We start from the raw sequence: 16,943 nt of genomic DNA, 5'->3' as shown, positions 1-16,943 counted from the left end.
CGGAAAAAATTAAATTTGAATTTTCAGGGATGAGCCTTCGTTCCAACCGGAAGCCTGCTGTTTGTAGGTACCGTATGTGGTTCGGGAAGCCGCACGGTCACGACCGGCGCCGATGCCTTCCCAGAATTGCAGGCTGGCCTTTGCCAATTCAGTTGCTTTCTGATTATATAATCTCAGTTGGTCAGCAGATTGACGCAGCGCAGACAAGCAGGCAGAAAATTTTTCACGCTGCTCACCGGAAACCTGCTCCAGAATTTCCGTAGCGGTCATTCCTGCAAAGCCGGATGCGCCTTGCAGGCGAGCACGCTCTTTATCTAGGTTTTCCAGTTCCATGATGGCGGCTTGCTGCTCACACATCATTTTTTCCATGCGGGGCACATCGTCAGAAATCAGCGCCTGCCGCTTTTCCTGTTCCATGGGGAGCATGGCACGAATCTGCTTGGTGCAGGCTTCGGTTGCCGCGAGAAATTCGTCAAATGTAGGATTCATGCTTCTGCAACCTCCTCTTTGGAAAAGCTGCGGCTCAACATACTAGCGGCAATATCGGCGGAAGAAACGTGGTAAGCGCCGGTTCTGATCTGTTCCCGCAGAGCGCTCAGACGCTGCGGAGAAGCGCTCGGAATTTCACCGGCTGCCGCGCAGGCTTTTGCAGCAGTCTGCTGCAGAGAGCCTTCCCGACTGATGCAGATGCGGTCAGCTACAGCCGTGCCGGCGGAAGCAGAAACTGCTGTCGAACGGGACGTTTTGGCGATATATTGACTTTTGCTATACGCTGTGTGGTACAAGCTTTCCAGTGAAGCAGGACCAATCATCATTCAGCAACTCCTTTTAATCAAATGAAATGCGGCGCGTCGGTGGCAGCGGCCGCTTTGCTCCTTATTGCTCATGCTACTTTTATTATCGCGGCGAATCAGGAAAACTCAACGTTTGTAACGCAAAAAACTTTACAAATTCTCTGTGCTGTCAGCCCACTGGATTTCCGTTTCGCACAGAATGCAAAGGAACAGGGAGTGGGAAAGTATTAGCCAAACCTGCCTGCAAGGTGAGAATATTCAGACGCAAGGGCTGAATATCCATAATTTTTAATTTTAAATAAACATATGTAATAAATAGAATCAAAATACTTTTCAAGAAGTATTGCACGCTGCAGAAATGAAAAATAGATATATCACTAGGAAATAAAAAAATTACATCAAATTATACGGATGACTTTCCAAACATGTATAAAAATCTAATACAAATTTGGAATAATATTGATGACGGTTCAAAGATGTACGACACTTTCGCCTTAAATTCCACTTTTTATAACAGATATACTTGATTTATCCTGCCGGAGGCTCTATAATTGATACTAAAAGTTGTGTCTATTCATTCTATTATTTAGTGATATATAGCATTATCAAACTAACGATTATTAACTTATCTATTTCTGATGTGGACATATGACTGCAGGATAGACGGCTGGGCATCGGAGTGCTTCGATGCAATTCTGATGAAGAGGTGTAGCAATGGCCAAGGTTATTTGCTTCGCAAATCAAAAGGGCGGCGTGGGAAAAACCACCTCCACAAACGCTTTGGCAATGGGACTTAAGCATAAGGGTTATCGGGTGCTGTGCATTGATTTTGATCCGCAGGGAAATCTGAGCTTCAGCATGGATGCCGATACAGAGCCGCCCACCATTTACGATGTGGTGAAGCGAAAAGTAAAATGCAGGTTTGCCATCCGGCATACCGAAATGATTGACATCATTCCGTCTAACCTGCTGCTCAGCAGTGTGGAGGTGGAATTCACGGGAAATGGCCGTGAGTTTCTGCTCAAAGACTGCATCAAGCAGGTTTCACCGATGTATGATTACATTTTAATTGATTCTCCGCCGGAACTTGGTGTCCTGACTGTCAACGCGTTTACAGCTGCAGATGTAGTGTTGGTGCCGGTCCTGACGGATGTTTACAGCTTGCAGGGCATTACACGCCTGTATGACACGCTGCAGCACATTAAGCGTACGTTGAATCCCACTCTGAAATTCGGGGGGATGCTGCTGGTGCGGTACAGCGCACGGGAGGAGTTGAGCCGAACCGTGCTGGCCACAGCAGAGATGGTCAGCAAGAGTCTGCAGATTCCACTTCTGAAAACGCATATCCGCTCCAGCGTGATGATTGCCAAAGCACAGGCCATGCAAAAAGATATGATGAAAATTGCACCCCAAAACCATGCTGTAATGGACTATATGCAGCTGACGGAAGAGTTGCTGAGAGGAGGTCTTTAAATGTCGCAGAGTTCTCTGGATAAGGACTTGATGTTTCAGAAAATTATGCCCTCCAGCAGGAGCGAGGAAAACGCGGTGCAGGAAGAAAAGCCGGTCGCTGCCGGGGATCTGCGTTCCCGGATTTTCGGGCAGACGGCGCAAGGCAGCGCTCCCATGGGCGGCATTCATGTGGTGAATTTAATGGAAGAGGTCGTCATACAGCATCTGGATGCGACTATTGAAAAATTCAACTGCTGCCGGTGCGACCGGTGCAGAAGCGATATTGTGGCTTTGACTTTAAATGAGCTGACGCCGAAATATGTGGTGTGCGCTCCGGAAAATGTTCAGGAGCTTGTAGAGCAGGTGCCGCTTAAGGATGTGTTGGCGTCCTTGGTACACGCCGTTATAACAGTTAGGTCGCACCCAAGGCACTAACGGATGAAACCCAATTTGTAAAAATATGCATAAATCGGACACAATCCCGCATGGCCGAGCATATAAAAGTTATAAAAATGATAAAAGTCAGCAAATTATTCGTAAATTTTGTGCAAATCCAGTCCGATTGTGGTATAATTAGTCGACGAAAAAAAGATTATCCTTTATAATATAACTGGAAGCCGCTCATGTAATGCGAATATTGGATGAATTTTTGTGAAGGGACGTGTTCTTTGATGACATTTGATACGATTGCTCCGATTCAGTCCATGAATTTTGGTACGGAGAAAACAGGCACGGCGACCGATAGTTCTTCTTCCGTGGGAAATGTGCCTTTTGCGGATGTTCTGAAAGATGCTGTAAATAACCTGCAGCAGACACAGCAAGCCTCTGCGGAGGATTCATACAATTTGGCAACCGGCAACACAGACAATCTGGCGCAGATTATGGTGAATGCCAGTAAGGAAACCGCCGCGGTGCAGTTTACAACGGAACTCTGCACGCGCGCGGTGAGCGCTTATAAAGAAGTTATGCAGATGCAGGTGTAAGGCAGTCGGCACAGGACCTGTTAAAGACCTGAAGCCAGTAAGGCCACGAAAGGAAGAACAATGCCGATGAGCGCGAACGATAAGAATACGGATACGCAGGAAATTCCGGCTCAGAAAAAGAACGGGCAGGAGCCGGAAAAAGCCGCTGCGGCCGGCAGCAAGTCTGGCGGCGAAACCGATGTCAAGAAGGAAAAAAAGAAGAAAGAAAAAGCCGCTAAAAAAGGCAGGGGCTTATTTGGCAATAAAAAGGATTCCGGGGAGAAAAGCAGCACAGGCGCCGAAAATCTGAAGGGAGCTGTGGTTCAACTCAAAGGAACCTGGGACGAGCAGCCCAAGAAGCGGAAAATTTTGATTCTCGCGGTGATTGGGGCGATTTTAGCAGTGGCGATTATTGCCACCGTCGCGCTGAACGCACAGAAAGACCAGTACGTGGTGCTGTATCCGAGTTTGGACACTTCTGAAGTCAATGACGTGTATACGGCAGTGAAGGACAAGGGAGTTAACCCGAAAATCGAGAACGGCAATGTCATGGTGCCGAGCGACCAGTACAACAGCCTGCTGCTGGAACTGGCGGCGGAGGGCTATCCCAAAAGCACATTGACTTATGACATTTCCGCGCAGAACAGCGGCTTAACCACAACCGAGTCCGATAAAAAGACCAATAATCTGCATCAGCTGCAGGACCGGATTCAGGCAACGCTAAAGAGCATTTCGGGGGTTAGCAATGCCATTGTGACGCTGACACCGACAGACGACAGCGATTATGTTTGGCAGCAGGCAAACAGCTCCGATAAAGCTTCGGCAAGCGTCCTGATAACGATGGCGGCGAACCACACGCTTAACGAAGCGCAGGTGTCAGCAATTAAGAACTTGGTTTCGCACAGCCTTTCCAATCTTTCTGCGGATGATGTAGCAGTGATTGATGCCAAAACCGGTCAGGAACTTACAGGCAGCGACAGCAGCTCTTCCGCAAGCTCTTCGCTGACCAACGTAACGGCACTGGAGTGCGAGCAGCTTTATCAGAAGCGGCTGGAGCAGAATGTTAAAAAGCTGCTGCAGTCCCGGTATGGCAGTACCGGCGTGGCAGCCTCTGCCAAGGTCACCTTGGATTTTGATAAAATGATGCAGGAAAAGAAAGATTTGACGCGCGCCAATGATGGAAAGGACGCCGTGACCCATAAGGAAAATACATATACCGTAAATGGGGAGCAGGCGGCCGCAGCCTCCGGTGTTGCCGGCGAAGAAAGCAACACCGATGTGCCAACCTATAAAAACAGTACCAGTCCCACTTCAAGCGGCGGTACCACACAGTATACCGAAAAGCAGGACATCGATTACGGGTATATCAAAACGCAGGTGGAAAAAGGGCAGCCGGATGTGAAGGCGGCTTCCATTTCCGTCATGGTCAATGACACCAACTTGGCCGCCAACAAAGCAGACTTGATAAATGCGGTTGCCAAAAGTACAGGAATTACGGCAGACAATATCAGTGTGATGGCAATTAACCCGAGCGCGAAGACAAGTAGTGAGGCGCAGACCTCCAGCGGACCGCTGACCACTCAGCAGTTGTTACTCTTGCTGGCAGTGGTTGCGGCAATCTTTATTATCATTGTGCTGGTCATTGTATTCCGTTCCAAGCACCGAACCAAAGAAGTGGCTGCTGAAATGGTTGCCGAGGCGACGGATAAGGCGGCGGATGATGCCAACCAGATGCGCAATGAATTGGAAACATACAAACGGCAGTTGGAAGAAAGTGCGCGTTCCAAAGTCAATGAAAAAGATCAGGTTGCGGCGGACGAGGTTCGCAGCTTTGCCAAAGAGAATCCGCAGATCACAGCTGACCTGCTGCGGTCGTGGCTGAAGGAGGGAGAGCAGTAATGGCGTCAACAAAGTCGTCAAAACAGCTTACTCCGGCCGCAAAGGCGGCCGCGGTGATTATTTCGCTGGGTGCGGATGAGGCTGCAGAGGTTTACAAATATCTGGGCGAAGATGAAATTGAAACCCTGAGCTATGAAGTGGCCAAGCTAGACCGTATTCCAGATGAGAATATGCAGTCTATCATGGAGGATTTCTACGGCTTGTGCGTGACGCGAAAAGTGGTCGCGGACGGCGGCGTTGTTTACGCCAAAAGCATTCTGGAAAAAGCTTTTGGTCCGGAAAAGGCGGAGGACTACATGAACCGCGTTTCCCAGTCTTTGCAGACACGCGCATTTGAATTTATCCGCAAGGCGAATTATAAAAGTCTTGCGTCTGTCTGAGCCCTACACCCATTACGGGAAAATCGTGCAGATTTCCGGCTTGACCATCGAAGCAACTGGTTTAGTCTGCAAAATCGGAGATGTTTGCCGCATTGGTGTGGATGATACCGGGCATGACATTCTGGCGGAGGCTGTGGGCATTTCGGGACATAAAGTTTTCCTGATGCCCTATCAGGATACAGATGGCATTGGATTTGGCAGCCTTGTGGTCAATACCGGCCGCAAACTGATGATTGGTGTCAGTGAGCAGATGGTTGGTCGTTCGGTGGATGCGTTGGGCAATCCGATAGACGGCGGCCCGGAGATTTCAATTGACGCCTATTATCCGATTAACGGCGTTCCGTGCAACCCGATGGAACGTCCGCCAATTTCTGAAAGCATGGAAATGGGTGTTAAGTGCATCGATGCGCTGATGACCATTGGTAAAGGACAGAGAATGGGCATCTTTGCGGGCAGTGGCGTCGGAAAAAGCACCTTGATGGGCATGATCGCCCGCAATGTCAAAGCAGATATTAATGTGATTGCATTGGTCGGAGAACGTGGCCGCGAGGTTGTGGAATTTATCAACCGTGACTTAGGGGAAGAAGGCATCCGCCGTTCCGTTCTGGTGGTTGCCACTTCCGACCAGCCGGCAATGATGCGTCACAAATGCGCTTTGACGGCAACGACTATCGCGGAGTATTTCCGAGATCAAGGTAAGCACGTTCTGCTGATGATGGACTCCCTGACACGTTTTGCCATGGCGCAGCGGGAAATCGGTCTTAGCATCGGAGAGGCACCGGTGGCTCGTGGATATACCCCTTCTATTTATACGGCGCTGCCAAAGCTGCTGGAACGTTCCGGAAATTTTGAAAAAGGCTCCATCACAGGGATTTACACCGTGCTCGTGGAAGGCGATGATACCAATGAACCGGTTGCGGATACCGTGCGAAGCATTATTGACGGGCATATCATGCTGTCGCGTAAGATTGCAGCGCAGAACCACTACCCGGCAATCGACGTTTTGAACAGCGTCAGCCGTCTGATGAGTGAAATTGCCAGTCCGGAGCAGAAAGAGTTCGCCGGACGGCTGCGCAATATGATGGCGGTTTATCGCGACCACGAGGATTTGATTTCAATCGGTGCCTACAAAAGCGGTACGAACCCGACTTTGGATGAGGCAATTCGGCACATCAAAAAAATCAACCGGTTTCTGTGTCAGGCGGTCAATGAGAAGTTTGACTTTGCGGATACGGTGGAACTGCTGAAAAAGGCAGTATGCTGACGGGAGGCTGCGATGAAGAAGTTTCAGTTTACGCTAGCGAGGATGCTGGAATTTAAGACACAAATTCTGGATAAAGAGAAAGATCTGCTGGGAAGCATTCGGCAGAAAAAGAATGAAATCGACCGTAAAATCGAGCGGTTTGAAACTGCGGTCAAGGAACTTTCCGACACGCTGCTGCAGGAGCAGAAGGAGGGGATTACAGTGGACCGCCTTCGGTTTTACAATATGCAGATTGACAATGCCCGGCGTTGCCTGGTGCAGCTGCATATCGAACAGCAGGCAATGGAACGCGAATTGCAGCGTCAGCAGGCGGTTGTGGTCAAAGCTTCGCAGGATGTCAGCAGCCTTGAAAAGCTGCGGGATAAACAATTAGAAACATTTCGGTATGAAGAGAAGCGCGCCAGCGAAGAGGAAATGCTCGAATTCGTAACCGGCAAGTTGGTGCGTAAAAGCAGGCATACAGCCTGAAAATTGCAGCGAAAGGAGGTGAGAAAATGCAAACAACCACACAGGTACAGCGTGACGCAGTTCCCGTTTCGAAGCTCCGAAACACCGGAAAAAGCGGAAAGCAGGGAACATCGGTCAGCACAGCGGTACAGAACGGGGATGCGTTCGCAGCCATCTTTGAAATGATGGCGCAGACCTTACAGCAGGGCAACACCCAACTGCTGTCTGCGGCAGGCAGTGAGAAAGGCTCGACCGGCGAGGTGCAGCAGACCGGCGGTTCGCAGAAAGCGGACTCTAACAGCCTGATGCAGCAGCTGGCGGGCGCGATGCTTGCCCAGTACCCGCAGCTGGCCGCTTTTTTACAGGCGGATGATACGCAGGCGCAGCAGATGCTTACGGCACTGCAGCTTCCGGCAAATGCACAGCAGGCGCTGCTTTCCCTGCGGCAAACGCTTCTGTCTTCTTTGCAGCAGCAAACCACGGCGGCGTCGACAACGACGGATGCCGGCACCGTGCTAACCCAGCAAGTGGCTGCGCAGTCCGCTCAGCAGACGGCAGAAAGCAGTCAGGCGGAAACCGCACAGCAGAGCACAAAGACCAATTCGGGCACCAATACGGCACAGGAAATTGTGTCCGGCAAGGAAACACAGGCGGGGGAGCAGAGTGGAACTACCCTCTTGCGTGCTGACCAGTTCGTGCAGAATGTGCGGGAAGCAAAAAAGCTGATGAATAATTCCCAGCAGAAGTCTGGCCGGACAGCAAGTACAGACAGTGTAGATGTAGATGCGCTGCAGACCCATGCGCAGAGTGCGCGTCCGCTTATGGATGCGGCATCGCTCAAGGCGGCAAACCAGACGCTGCCCCAGGCAACAGACCTTTCCGCACAGATCAAGAAGGGCGTTGCGGAAAACCTTCTGAATGGGAAGCAAGAGTTTGTGATTAAATTGAAGCCGGAAGGCCTTGGGGAAATCACGGTGAAGCTGACAGAAAAAGCCGGCGAGGCAACGACTCTGCATCTGCTGACAGACAATGCAGATACCGCGCGCCTGATTAACAGCGACTTGGGAACACTCAAAGAAGCCATGCGCCCGCTGCAGGTCGTTGTTGAGTCCGCGCAGTCGCAGCAAACCGGCAGCGGTACACAGCAGCAGGCGGCACAGCAGCAAACCGCGCAGCAGCAGTTCAATGCGTCCTCCCGACATTCCGGCAGCCACCATTCTTATTACGGCTTTAACGGTTCGGCAGAGGAAACAGAAGCGGATGCTTCCGCAGCAGAAATCCTGCAGGATGACAGCCTGCTCAATTCCTATATTTAAAGTAAAGGGGGCGCAAATATGTCGCAGGTAAATGCTTATGACTCGCAAAACTACAGCACTTCCAACCGCGTGACCGGAACAAGCGGCAGTACATCGGTTACAACAACGAGCAAAAAGAACAACAGCAATCTGGATTCTAGCGATTTTCTGCAGCTGATGGTTGCGGAGATGAAGAACCAGGATTTTATGAATCCGACGGATAACACCGAATATATTTCACAAATGTCACAGTTTACCGCCACACAGGCCGTTCAGGAACTGACGGAAAACTCAAAGACCAGCTATGCGGCGTCTTTGGTCGGCAAAGAAGTAACCGCTTCCAGCAGCACATCCAGCGGAACCACGGATACAACCACCGGCATTGTGCGCAAGGTTTCCCTCATTAACAATGAGTATGTCGTTTACGTTGGCGACAATGGAAAGACCTATTCACTGGATCAGATTAACAGTGTGCAGCAGGCGCTTTCCAAGGGCGAATGCGAAGTGGCTACCACCAGCCTGCAGCCGCTTTGCCAGAATGTGAAGACTACCAGCGCAAATGTCAGGTGGGCACTTTCTACGTTTGATACTTCTATTCAGAAGAATCTCAGCTACGATGTGTATTACTCCAAGGATGGCCCGCTTGACACCAAGGATAAGGTCAAGGCGGCCACCAAGGTTACTGGCGGCTCCCTCAAAGGTATTACTGATGAGTCCAAGCTGAATGTCGATTTGACCGGTTTGGATCCGAACACAACGTACTATGTCAATGTTTTGGTTACAGACGAAAACGGCAACCAGAACATTTACAAGTCGCAGTCGTTCACCACCAAACGAGCATAATGCAGGCAGAAATGCAGGGAGGCGATTCTGTTGAGTGAATTGAATCTTTACCGGAATGCGCCGATTGTCACCGGCAGTCCCGCACTTCGGCAGACCGCAGAAACCGCAAAAAGCCAGTCGACTTCGGCGGTATCATCCGGTACGTTCCAGTCGGTGTTCAGCCAGGCGCTTCAAAAAAGCGAAGACACCGGCGGTGTTGCTTTTTCCAAACACGCCGCTGCACGGATGCAGCAGCGCAGCATTTGCCTGAATGCAGACGGTTTGGAACGGCTGAACCGCGGCGTGGAGCTTGCCCGCCAAAAAGGACTGGATGATACGCTGATTCTAATGGACAAAGAGGCTTTTGTGGTCAGCGCGCAGAACAAAACCGTGATTACCGCGGTGGACGGAAATGAATTGACAGGAAACGTATTTACCAATATTGACGGAACCGTAGTGATTTAAGCCGGACCCCGCGAGGGAAGCTTACCGTGCCCCGAATGACGGAAGGGTGCGGCGGTTCCGTGACAGGAGGAATGATTTCCAATGAGCAGAGCAATGTACTCCGGTGTCGCCGGCATGAAGGCGCACCAGGAAAAGATGGACGTTATCGGCAACAATATTGCGAACGTAAATACATACGGATATAAATCGCAGCGCGCGGTTTTCAGCGATGTGTACTACCAGACGCTGACCGCGGCAACCAAGGGCACCGCCAATAAGGGCGGCACCAACCCCTCCACTGTCGGTGTCGGTTCCACCCTGCTGGGTGTGCAGACCATGCAGACGCAGTCTGCCATGCAGAACACCGGCTACAGCATGGATGTTGCCATCTCCGGCGAAGGCTATTTTCAGGTGATGGATGGTTCCGGCAACATCTTCTACACCAAGGCAGGTATGCTGGGCTATGACGCGAACACCGGCTACCTGACCGACATCAACGGCAACTTCGTATTGGGGTACCAGGGCACGTCAAAGGACGGAAGCGGTCTGCAGAAAATCAAGCTGGATCAGGTTGGCGCGGTGCAGCCGAAAAATGCTACATATTCGCAGGAAATCAACGGGAACAACTTCACCCTGACGGCAGCCAATGCAACCAAAGAGGGCAATCTTTCCGTGAATATTTCTTCCAGCGATTCTCTGCCGATTGGGCAGGCGGTGGAAGCGACTATTGCAAACGGAACCATTACCGTGACGCTTAATTCCCGCAGTAAGTTTACCTCGCTGGATGATTTAAACACCAAAATCAACTCTGCCATCACGGTTGCCAACGGCGGCAAGGCAATTGACGCCGGTGACCTGACGCTTTCCGTGGACAACGCAGACGCATTTCCGGCAGGGGGCTTGACCGGCGACCAGATTGCCAAAGTTAACGACGGCTATGATTACGGTACCATTTCCGGAATTTCAGCAAGCGGTATTTTCGGCGGCTTTAAGCTGGACAGTGTCGGAGCAAAATTCCAAAAAGGGAATCCTGCGGATCAAGCAAAATTTTCTATTGTTCGTACTCCGGCTGCTGGTACTAGCGAAGAATATTTTACAATGACCTGCAAAATCGGAAGTAAAACGTATACCGGTAAAGTGGCCAAGAGCCAAATGCAAAGTCCCGGAAAGCTGGTTCTTTCTAACGGTACTAGCACAACAGATACTATTACCATGGACTATCCGAACTACTCTTCGGTTATAAACAGTGGTAAAGCCGATTTATCCCAATTGAAGTCGCTTGCGGTTACAGATTATAAAGATCCTGATTTTGCAACAGAATTTAAGGATGGTAAAGTTCTTGGCGGTATTAAAGTGAATGGCCTTGCGGATGGTTCCAGTGTTACAAGCGCAGTGCTGGTTAGCAATGGAAAAATGGAGATAAAAGCAAAAGACAAAGATGGAACCGAAACAACGTATACCAGCGATGCTGTAATTGACCTTGACCACGATTTCACAAATGGATCCATTACAGTGAAGAACGGCTCTAACTCCTTAACGGTCAGCTTGCCATCAAAAGCCGACTTCCTTTCTTCGTTGGTGGACGCTACCACCGGAACTCCCGGAATTTCCTATTTTGACGGAACAGACCCTACCACCCCTGACACGCAGCGCGCTTACAATGTCACCGACACCACAAAGTCCAAAAATCTGGGTTTGTCCTCTGCTCCGTTTGTGTTGGCAGACGGCACCGAGGGCGGCACAGTCACGCTGAATGAAATTTCCGATATCGCCATCGGTTCTGACGGCGTGGTGACCGTTCACAATTCCGATAAAGGCACCGTGCAGGTTGGTCAGCTCTGCCTTGCAACGTTTGCAAACCCTGCAGGTCTGCAGGCGGCAGGCAGCAACTACTACACGGCATCGCTGAACTCCGGTGACCCGCACGTGACGACACCGGGTTCTGACAGCTCCGGCGAGTTGAAAACCAGCGAACTGGAAATGTCAAACGTTGACCTTGCCACGGAATTTGCGGATATGATTACCACGGAGCGAGGCTTCCAGGCAAACTCCCGTATCATCACCGTTTCTGATTCCATGATGGAAGAACTGATTAACCTGAAGCGCTGAGCAAGCAGCCGCTTCTGCCGCAGGCGGCAGCGCACCTTTGCACTGCCGCCATGGGCAAGCAGAAAGGGGAAACGGACTTTTCTGTTTGCCCATGACGATGAAAATCAACAAATACATGGAGGACAAGTTTATGATTATGCTCACCAAGCTAAATGGCATGGAGTTTGCGCTCAATGATGAACTGATTGAGACAATTTCTGAAATGCCCGACACAACCATTACCATGACAAACAAGAACCTGTATATCGTGCAGGAGAGTACGCATGAAGTGATTGATAAGATTATTGATTTTCGCCGGGAGGTCTTCCGCGGCTTGACCAATGTAAAATGAAGCGCGCGGAAGAAGGAGTGAACGGAAATGGACCTTAACTCGATTATAGGCTTGGTAATGGGCATTGTCCTGATTGTCTTTGGCATCATGACCGGTACGAATCCAGAAAGTCACCAGATGTACATGAATTCACCAACTGTGTTGATGAACTTTTTGGACATTCCCAGTGTGCTGATTGTAATCGGCGGCACCGTAGCCTGTTTGATGATTGCCTTTCCAATCAGTCAGTTTAAAAAGATTGGAAAGCACCTTAAAATTATCATTTCTCCCAATAAATATGATCCGGGCGAGTACATTGCAAAGATTGTGGAGTTTGCCAAAAAAGCGCGCGTCAGTGGCTTGCTCGCTTTGGAGGAGGACATGGAAAATGTTGAAGACCCGTTTCTTAAGAGCAGCCTGATGATGGTTGTGGATTCTGTGGATCCGGAAAAAGTCAAGCTGCAGATGGAAACGGAGCTGGACTATTTAGAGGACCGCCACAGCCGGGATCGTGCTTTGTATGACAAGGGTGCCGCGTTCGCACCGGGCTTTGGTATGATTGGTACCTTGATTGGTCTGATTAACTTGATGAAGGATATTTCGGATTCGGATTCTATCGGGCCGAATATGGCTGTTGCTTTGATTACCACGTTTTATGGTTCTCTACTGTCCAACATGATTTTTATTCCGATTTCCAATAAGCTTCGAGTTCGGCATGAAGAGGAAATGCTTTGCAAGATGATTATCTATGAAGGTGTGCAGGGGATTCAGGCGGGCGAAAATCCCAAGTTTATTGAGTCACGTTTGTCAGAGCTTTTGTCCCGCGGCACCTATGTCTCCACCGAAGGCGGAGAAGGGGAAGAAGCTCCGAAAGCAAAGGGAAAGAAGAAAAAGTGATAAAAAAATTGCAGGGAACAGCAGAAGGGAGGCGGCAGCATGAGCAGAAGAAGCAGAGGCGGCGGCGAAGAGGATTCCGCCGGCTCTTGGCTGAATACCTATTCCGATATGGTGACACTGCTGCTGACGTTTTTCATTGTCATGTACAGCCTTTCCAGTGTCAATGAGGAAAAATTTCAGGAAGTGGCACGCGCCATTCGCGGCGACAGCCCAGACTCGCCGCAGATTGTTGTGATGGATTCTTCGAATGCTTCCAGTACCAATTCCAACACGGGATACTTAAAATCCAGCACTTCGGCAAATGACCTTCCGGACAGCATGGATGCGCTTTACGACTACATAAACAATTATGTAAAAACGAATAAACGGCAGGCGGACATCTCCGTTTCCAAAACCGGCGTGGGAATTGTTTATATTAAGTTCAGCAACGCCATGATGTTCCGTCCGGATGATGCGACTCTGACACGGGAAGCGCAGCAGACGCTTGGCTTTTTGGGAAAAGGTCTGAAAAACATGGAGCAGAAGATTCAACGGATTCAGGTGGAAGGCTACACGGCAGATACCGGTGACCCGAATTATCCGATCAACGACTGGAAACTTTCTGGTGAGCGCGCCGCAAGTGTGGTCACTTATCTGAATGACGGCAAGGGAATTAAAGACTCCTTGTTTGTGTCAATCGGCTACGGCAATACCCGGCCGGTGGCCACCAACAGCACAGAAGCTGGCAGAATTAAAAACCGGCGTGTAGAAATGAAGATTTATGGCACAGAAGCAAACTTGAAAGCGGCCGATGCGGTTTTAGCGGGCACCTATGACGCAAAAAAGTACCCCACTACAGAGGGTGGTTCCACTACCACTTCTTCGGCGGAAAAAAAGACCACTTCTAAGGCAGCTTCTTCCGCAACGTCTGCACAGTCGGCAACTTCTCCCTATAAGGACTGAATCTATTTGCTGCTTGGCGGCATAAAGGAGTGATCGAATATATGCCAGAAAATCTGTCACAAAATCAGATTGATGAATTGATGAAGCGGATGCATTCCGGCTCTGTGGACACGGAAGTGGAAAAGAAACCGAAGCTGAAAGAATACGACTTCAGTAGTCCGAAAAAATTCACCAAAGAGCAGCTAAAATCCCTCAATGGTCTGCATGATAACTTTGCGCGTGTGCTGTCTTCGTACTTTACCAGCATGCTGCGCGACGTGTGCGAAGTGGAGGTACTGCAGATTGAAGAGGAGCGCTATTTTGAGTTCAACAACGCGCTGCCGGACAGTTCTCTGACCGGAATATTAGACTTTAAGCCCGAAGACCAGAACTATGAAGAAACTTCCATTCTTCTTGACATGTCGACAAGCTTAGGGTATCTTTTTATTGAGCGGATGCTCGGTGGGGCAAGCCACAGCGGCGCGGTTTATGTGCCCGACCGGGATTTTACGGAAATCGAGCTGACCCTGCTTAACAGCATTTTTCAGCAGGTCACTAAGTATTTGCAGGAGTCGTGGTGTTCGTATGTTCCGGTGGCCACTACGCTGACCAGCTTGGAAACCAACGCCCGCCTGCTGCAGGCGTTTTCGCCGCAGGATGTTGTTGTGATTGTTGCGCTTAATGTCAAGATGGACAACTACACAGGCACCATTACTATCTGCCTGCCTGCAGAAAGTCTGGAAGAAGTGGTTGACAGCTTTAAAAACCGCTATTCGCGCTCTGTGAAACAGCAGGATCCCGAAAAAGAGCAGGAAAAGCGCGAGATGATTATGAATTCCATCAAGCGTTCTGACATTGAGATCAAAGCGGTTCTGGACACTTTTCAAATGTCTTTGGGCGATATTTTGCAGCTGCAGGTGCAGGATGTCATTGCTTTAAACAAAAATATTAACAGTGATATTTGCGTTATGGTTGACGGTGAGCCGTGGTACAACGCGAAACTTGGCGTAACCAAGCTGAAAAAGTCTGTCAAGCTGATTGACGTAGTGGCTGTGTAAAGTGAGGGATAAATTGTGAGCAATAACCAAGATTCCAATCATCCGAACGAGGAAGTACAGTTTACCACGGATGAGTTGGATGCGATCGGCGAGGTTATGAATATCAGTATGGGGTCGGCGGCAACTTCCCTGTCCTCCATGCTGGATCGCCAGGTCGTGATTACAACACCAAAAATGAATGTGAAGCCAATTCACGATGAAGATTATGCGGATTTGGAACCAGCGATGGTGGTGCGCATTAAATTTGTTGAGGGTGTTTTCGGAACCAATATCATGGTGTTTCGCCGCCGGGATATGCAGATTATTTTAAATTTGCTAATGGGCAATGATGAAGTGCCAGACGAAAACGCTGACTTTGAATTTGATGAATTGAGTATGAGCGCTGCCTGCGAGGTTTCCAACCAGATGATGGGTGCGGCGGCGACGGCACTGTCAGAAGTCTTTAATCGCTCTGTAAATATTTCAACGCCGGATGCATTTGTTTCCGAAGCGGGGCAAAGCATCAATGAGGTGGTTTTTGGCAGCGATACCGTTGAGGATACGGTCGGAATTTCTTTTAATTTGACCATCAATGGCGTGATGAACAGCAGCTTTATGAGTGTTCTGCCGTCCAGCTTTGCGAAGGAGATTATCGATATTTTGATGGCTCCATCTAAAGAGGAGCCGAAGGAAGAACCGGCACCCATTGAAGCAGAGCCTAAAGCAGCACCGCAGCCTGCAGCACCACAGCCTGCAGCACCACAGCCTGCAGCACCGCAGCCTGCAGCACCGCAGCCTGCAGCACCGCAGCCTGCAGCACCGCAGTCGCCGATGATGCAGCCGCCCGCACCACAGCCTGCAGCACCGCAGCCGCCGATGATGCAGCCGACCGCACCGCAGCCTGCAGCACCGCAGTCGCCGATGATGCAGCCGCCCGCACCGCAGCCTGCAGCACCGCAGTCGCCGATGATGCAGCCGCCCGCACAGCAACAGATGCCGATGATGCCCCAGCAAATGCAGCAGCCCATGATGCCGCAGCAGATGGGGATGCCGATGATGCCCCAGCAGGGCTATTATTATCCGCAGCAGCCGATGATGATGCCGCAGCAGAATCCCGCGTTTGCGGGGCCGGCCGGCGGTGCGGTGCAGAACCCGTCCGTGAATGTTAAGAAAGCAAAATTCCCGGACTTTTCCCAGCAGGAAAACAATGTCACTTCCCTTAACAGTGTCAATATGGGAATGTTGATGAATGTGCCGCTGGAGGTTTCCGTGGAAATCGGAAAGACCAGACGACCCATTAAAGAAATCGCTGATTTTGGCCAGGGCACCGTCATTGAGCTGGAAAAGCAGGCCGGCGCGCCCGTGGATATCATTGTAAACGGGCAGCTGCTTGCCCACGGCGATGTGGTCGTAATCGGCGACAACTTCGGCGTGCGGATTACAGAAATTGTCGGTACCAAGGATCTGATGGATTCCTTAAGTAATTTATAATTCAGACTATTCAGAGAAATTTCATTGAAATGGAAAAAGGAGAATCACCATGTATAAGATTATGCTTGTAGATGACGCGGGTTTCATGCGGATGATGATCAAAAATTACCTCAAAAAAGCCGGTTACACCGATTTTGTCGAGGGAGAAGACGGTCAGCGCGCGGTGGAACTGTATCAGCAGGAAAAGCCAGATCTGGTTATCATGGATATCACCATGCCGAATATGAACGGCATTGACGCACTGCGGGAAATCAAGAAGAATGATGCAAATGCAAAGGTGATTATGTGCTCTGCCATGGGGCAGGAATCCATGGTCATGGATGCTATTACGCTGGGGGCTATTGACTTCATTGTCAAGCCGTTTAAAGAAGACCGCATTGTGCAGACTGTGAACAAAGTTCTGCCGCTTTGATGAGGGT

The 16,943-nt window shown here is 50.1% G+C and carries 19 protein-coding genes; 17 read left to right on the top strand and 2 right to left on the bottom strand.

All coding sequences use genetic code 11. The annotated features are described in order from the left end of the window. Positions 1–9 precede the first annotated feature (9 nt). A complete protein-coding gene (flgN, locus tag PXC00_RS08570; RefSeq protein ID WP_275843915.1) occupies positions 10–489 on the bottom strand; it encodes a flagellar export chaperone FlgN in 480 nt (159 codons plus the stop codon). Further along, positions 486–815, bottom strand: a complete 330-nt coding sequence (locus PXC00_RS08565; RefSeq protein ID WP_275843916.1) for a flagellar biosynthesis anti-sigma factor FlgM — start codon at positions 813–815, stop codon at positions 486–488. The genes flgN and PXC00_RS08565 overlap by 4 nt, the downstream gene beginning before the upstream one ends. Before the next feature lie 693 nt (positions 816–1,508). Here PXC00_RS08565 and PXC00_RS08560 point away from each other — a divergent pair. The 17 genes from PXC00_RS08560 (at position 1,509) to PXC00_RS08480 (ending at position 16,936) form a co-directional block, all read left to right on the top strand. Next, positions 1,509–2,267 carry a ParA family protein gene (locus PXC00_RS08560; RefSeq protein WP_275843917.1) on the top strand — a complete coding sequence of 253 codons (759 nt, stop codon included), beginning with the start codon at positions 1,509–1,511 and terminating at the stop codon, positions 2,265–2,267. Further along, positions 2,268–2,681, top strand: a complete 414-nt coding sequence (locus PXC00_RS08555; RefSeq protein ID WP_275843918.1) for a late competence development ComFB family protein — start codon at positions 2,268–2,270, stop codon at positions 2,679–2,681. A gap of 236 nt (positions 2,682–2,917) precedes the next feature. After that, positions 2,918–3,229 carry a flagellar hook-basal body complex protein FliE gene (gene fliE / locus PXC00_RS08550; RefSeq protein ID WP_275843919.1) on the top strand — a complete coding sequence of 104 codons (312 nt, stop codon included), beginning with the start codon at positions 2,918–2,920 and terminating at the stop codon, positions 3,227–3,229. Between the two features lie 66 nt (positions 3,230–3,295). After that, the gene (fliF, locus tag PXC00_RS08545; protein ID WP_275843920.1) at positions 3,296–5,107 is read left to right on the top strand and encodes a flagellar basal-body MS-ring/collar protein FliF; all 1,812 of its coding nucleotides are present in this window, start codon (positions 3,296–3,298) and stop codon (positions 5,105–5,107) included. Beyond that, a complete protein-coding gene (locus tag PXC00_RS08540; RefSeq protein ID WP_316934915.1) occupies positions 5,107–5,487 on the top strand; it encodes a hypothetical protein in 381 nt (126 codons plus the stop codon). Before fliF ends, PXC00_RS08540 begins: the two co-directional genes overlap by 1 nt. Further along, entirely contained in the window at positions 5,474–6,751 is a 1,278-nt protein-coding gene (gene fliI, locus PXC00_RS08535) for a flagellar protein export ATPase FliI (protein WP_316934914.1), read from the top strand. The genes PXC00_RS08540 and fliI overlap by 14 nt, the downstream gene beginning before the upstream one ends. A gap of 12 nt (positions 6,752–6,763) precedes the next feature. Then, positions 6,764–7,219 carry a flagellar export protein FliJ gene (locus tag PXC00_RS08530; protein WP_275843924.1) on the top strand — a complete coding sequence of 152 codons (456 nt, stop codon included), beginning with the start codon at positions 6,764–6,766 and terminating at the stop codon, positions 7,217–7,219. Between the two features lie 26 nt (positions 7,220–7,245). After that, the gene (locus PXC00_RS08525; protein WP_275843925.1) at positions 7,246–8,514 is read left to right on the top strand and encodes a flagellar hook-length control protein FliK; all 1,269 of its coding nucleotides are present in this window, start codon (positions 7,246–7,248) and stop codon (positions 8,512–8,514) included. 18 nt (positions 8,515–8,532) lie between these two features. Beyond that, on the top strand, positions 8,533–9,336 hold the full coding sequence (locus PXC00_RS08520) for a flagellar hook capping FlgD N-terminal domain-containing protein (RefSeq protein WP_275843926.1): 804 nt from the start codon (positions 8,533–8,535) through the stop codon (positions 9,334–9,336). Positions 9,337–9,366: 30 nt separating this feature from the next. Continuing rightward, the gene (locus PXC00_RS08515; protein WP_275843927.1) at positions 9,367–9,780 is read left to right on the top strand and encodes a TIGR02530 family flagellar biosynthesis protein; all 414 of its coding nucleotides are present in this window, start codon (positions 9,367–9,369) and stop codon (positions 9,778–9,780) included. An 81-nt stretch (positions 9,781–9,861) separates the two neighbouring features. Next, positions 9,862–11,868, top strand: coding sequence for a flagellar hook-basal body complex protein (locus PXC00_RS08510; RefSeq protein ID WP_275843928.1), 2,007 nt, complete (start codon positions 9,862–9,864; stop codon positions 11,866–11,868). A gap of 130 nt (positions 11,869–11,998) precedes the next feature. Further along, positions 11,999–12,199 (top strand): flagellar FlbD family protein, encoded by a 201-nt coding sequence (locus tag PXC00_RS08505; protein ID WP_275844064.1) that lies wholly within the window; start codon positions 11,999–12,001, stop codon positions 12,197–12,199. A 27-nt stretch (positions 12,200–12,226) separates the two neighbouring features. Then, positions 12,227–13,075: a motility protein A gene (locus PXC00_RS08500; RefSeq protein WP_275843929.1), complete on the top strand. Its 849-nt coding sequence runs from the start codon at positions 12,227–12,229 to the stop codon at positions 13,073–13,075. A 39-nt stretch (positions 13,076–13,114) separates the two neighbouring features. Then, positions 13,115–14,017, top strand: coding sequence for an OmpA/MotB family protein (locus tag PXC00_RS08495; RefSeq protein ID WP_275843930.1), 903 nt, complete (start codon positions 13,115–13,117; stop codon positions 14,015–14,017). A gap of 41 nt (positions 14,018–14,058) precedes the next feature. Next, positions 14,059–15,054, top strand: coding sequence for a flagellar motor switch protein FliM (gene fliM / locus PXC00_RS08490; protein ID WP_275843931.1), 996 nt, complete (start codon positions 14,059–14,061; stop codon positions 15,052–15,054). A 15-nt stretch (positions 15,055–15,069) separates the two neighbouring features. Continuing rightward, on the top strand, positions 15,070–16,524 hold the full coding sequence (gene fliN, locus PXC00_RS08485; protein WP_316934913.1) for a flagellar motor switch protein FliN: 1,455 nt from the start codon (positions 15,070–15,072) through the stop codon (positions 16,522–16,524). A gap of 49 nt (positions 16,525–16,573) precedes the next feature. Next, positions 16,574–16,936 (top strand): response regulator, encoded by a 363-nt coding sequence (locus PXC00_RS08480; protein ID WP_275843933.1) that lies wholly within the window; start codon positions 16,574–16,576, stop codon positions 16,934–16,936. Positions 16,937–16,943 lie beyond the last annotated feature (7 nt).

It is taken from the genome of Caproicibacterium argilliputei, from assembly GCF_029211325.2.
GTDB lineage: Bacteria > Bacillota > Clostridia > Oscillospirales > Acutalibacteraceae > Caproicibacterium > Caproicibacterium argilliputei.
This window is presented reverse-complemented; position numbering and strand designations above follow the sequence as displayed.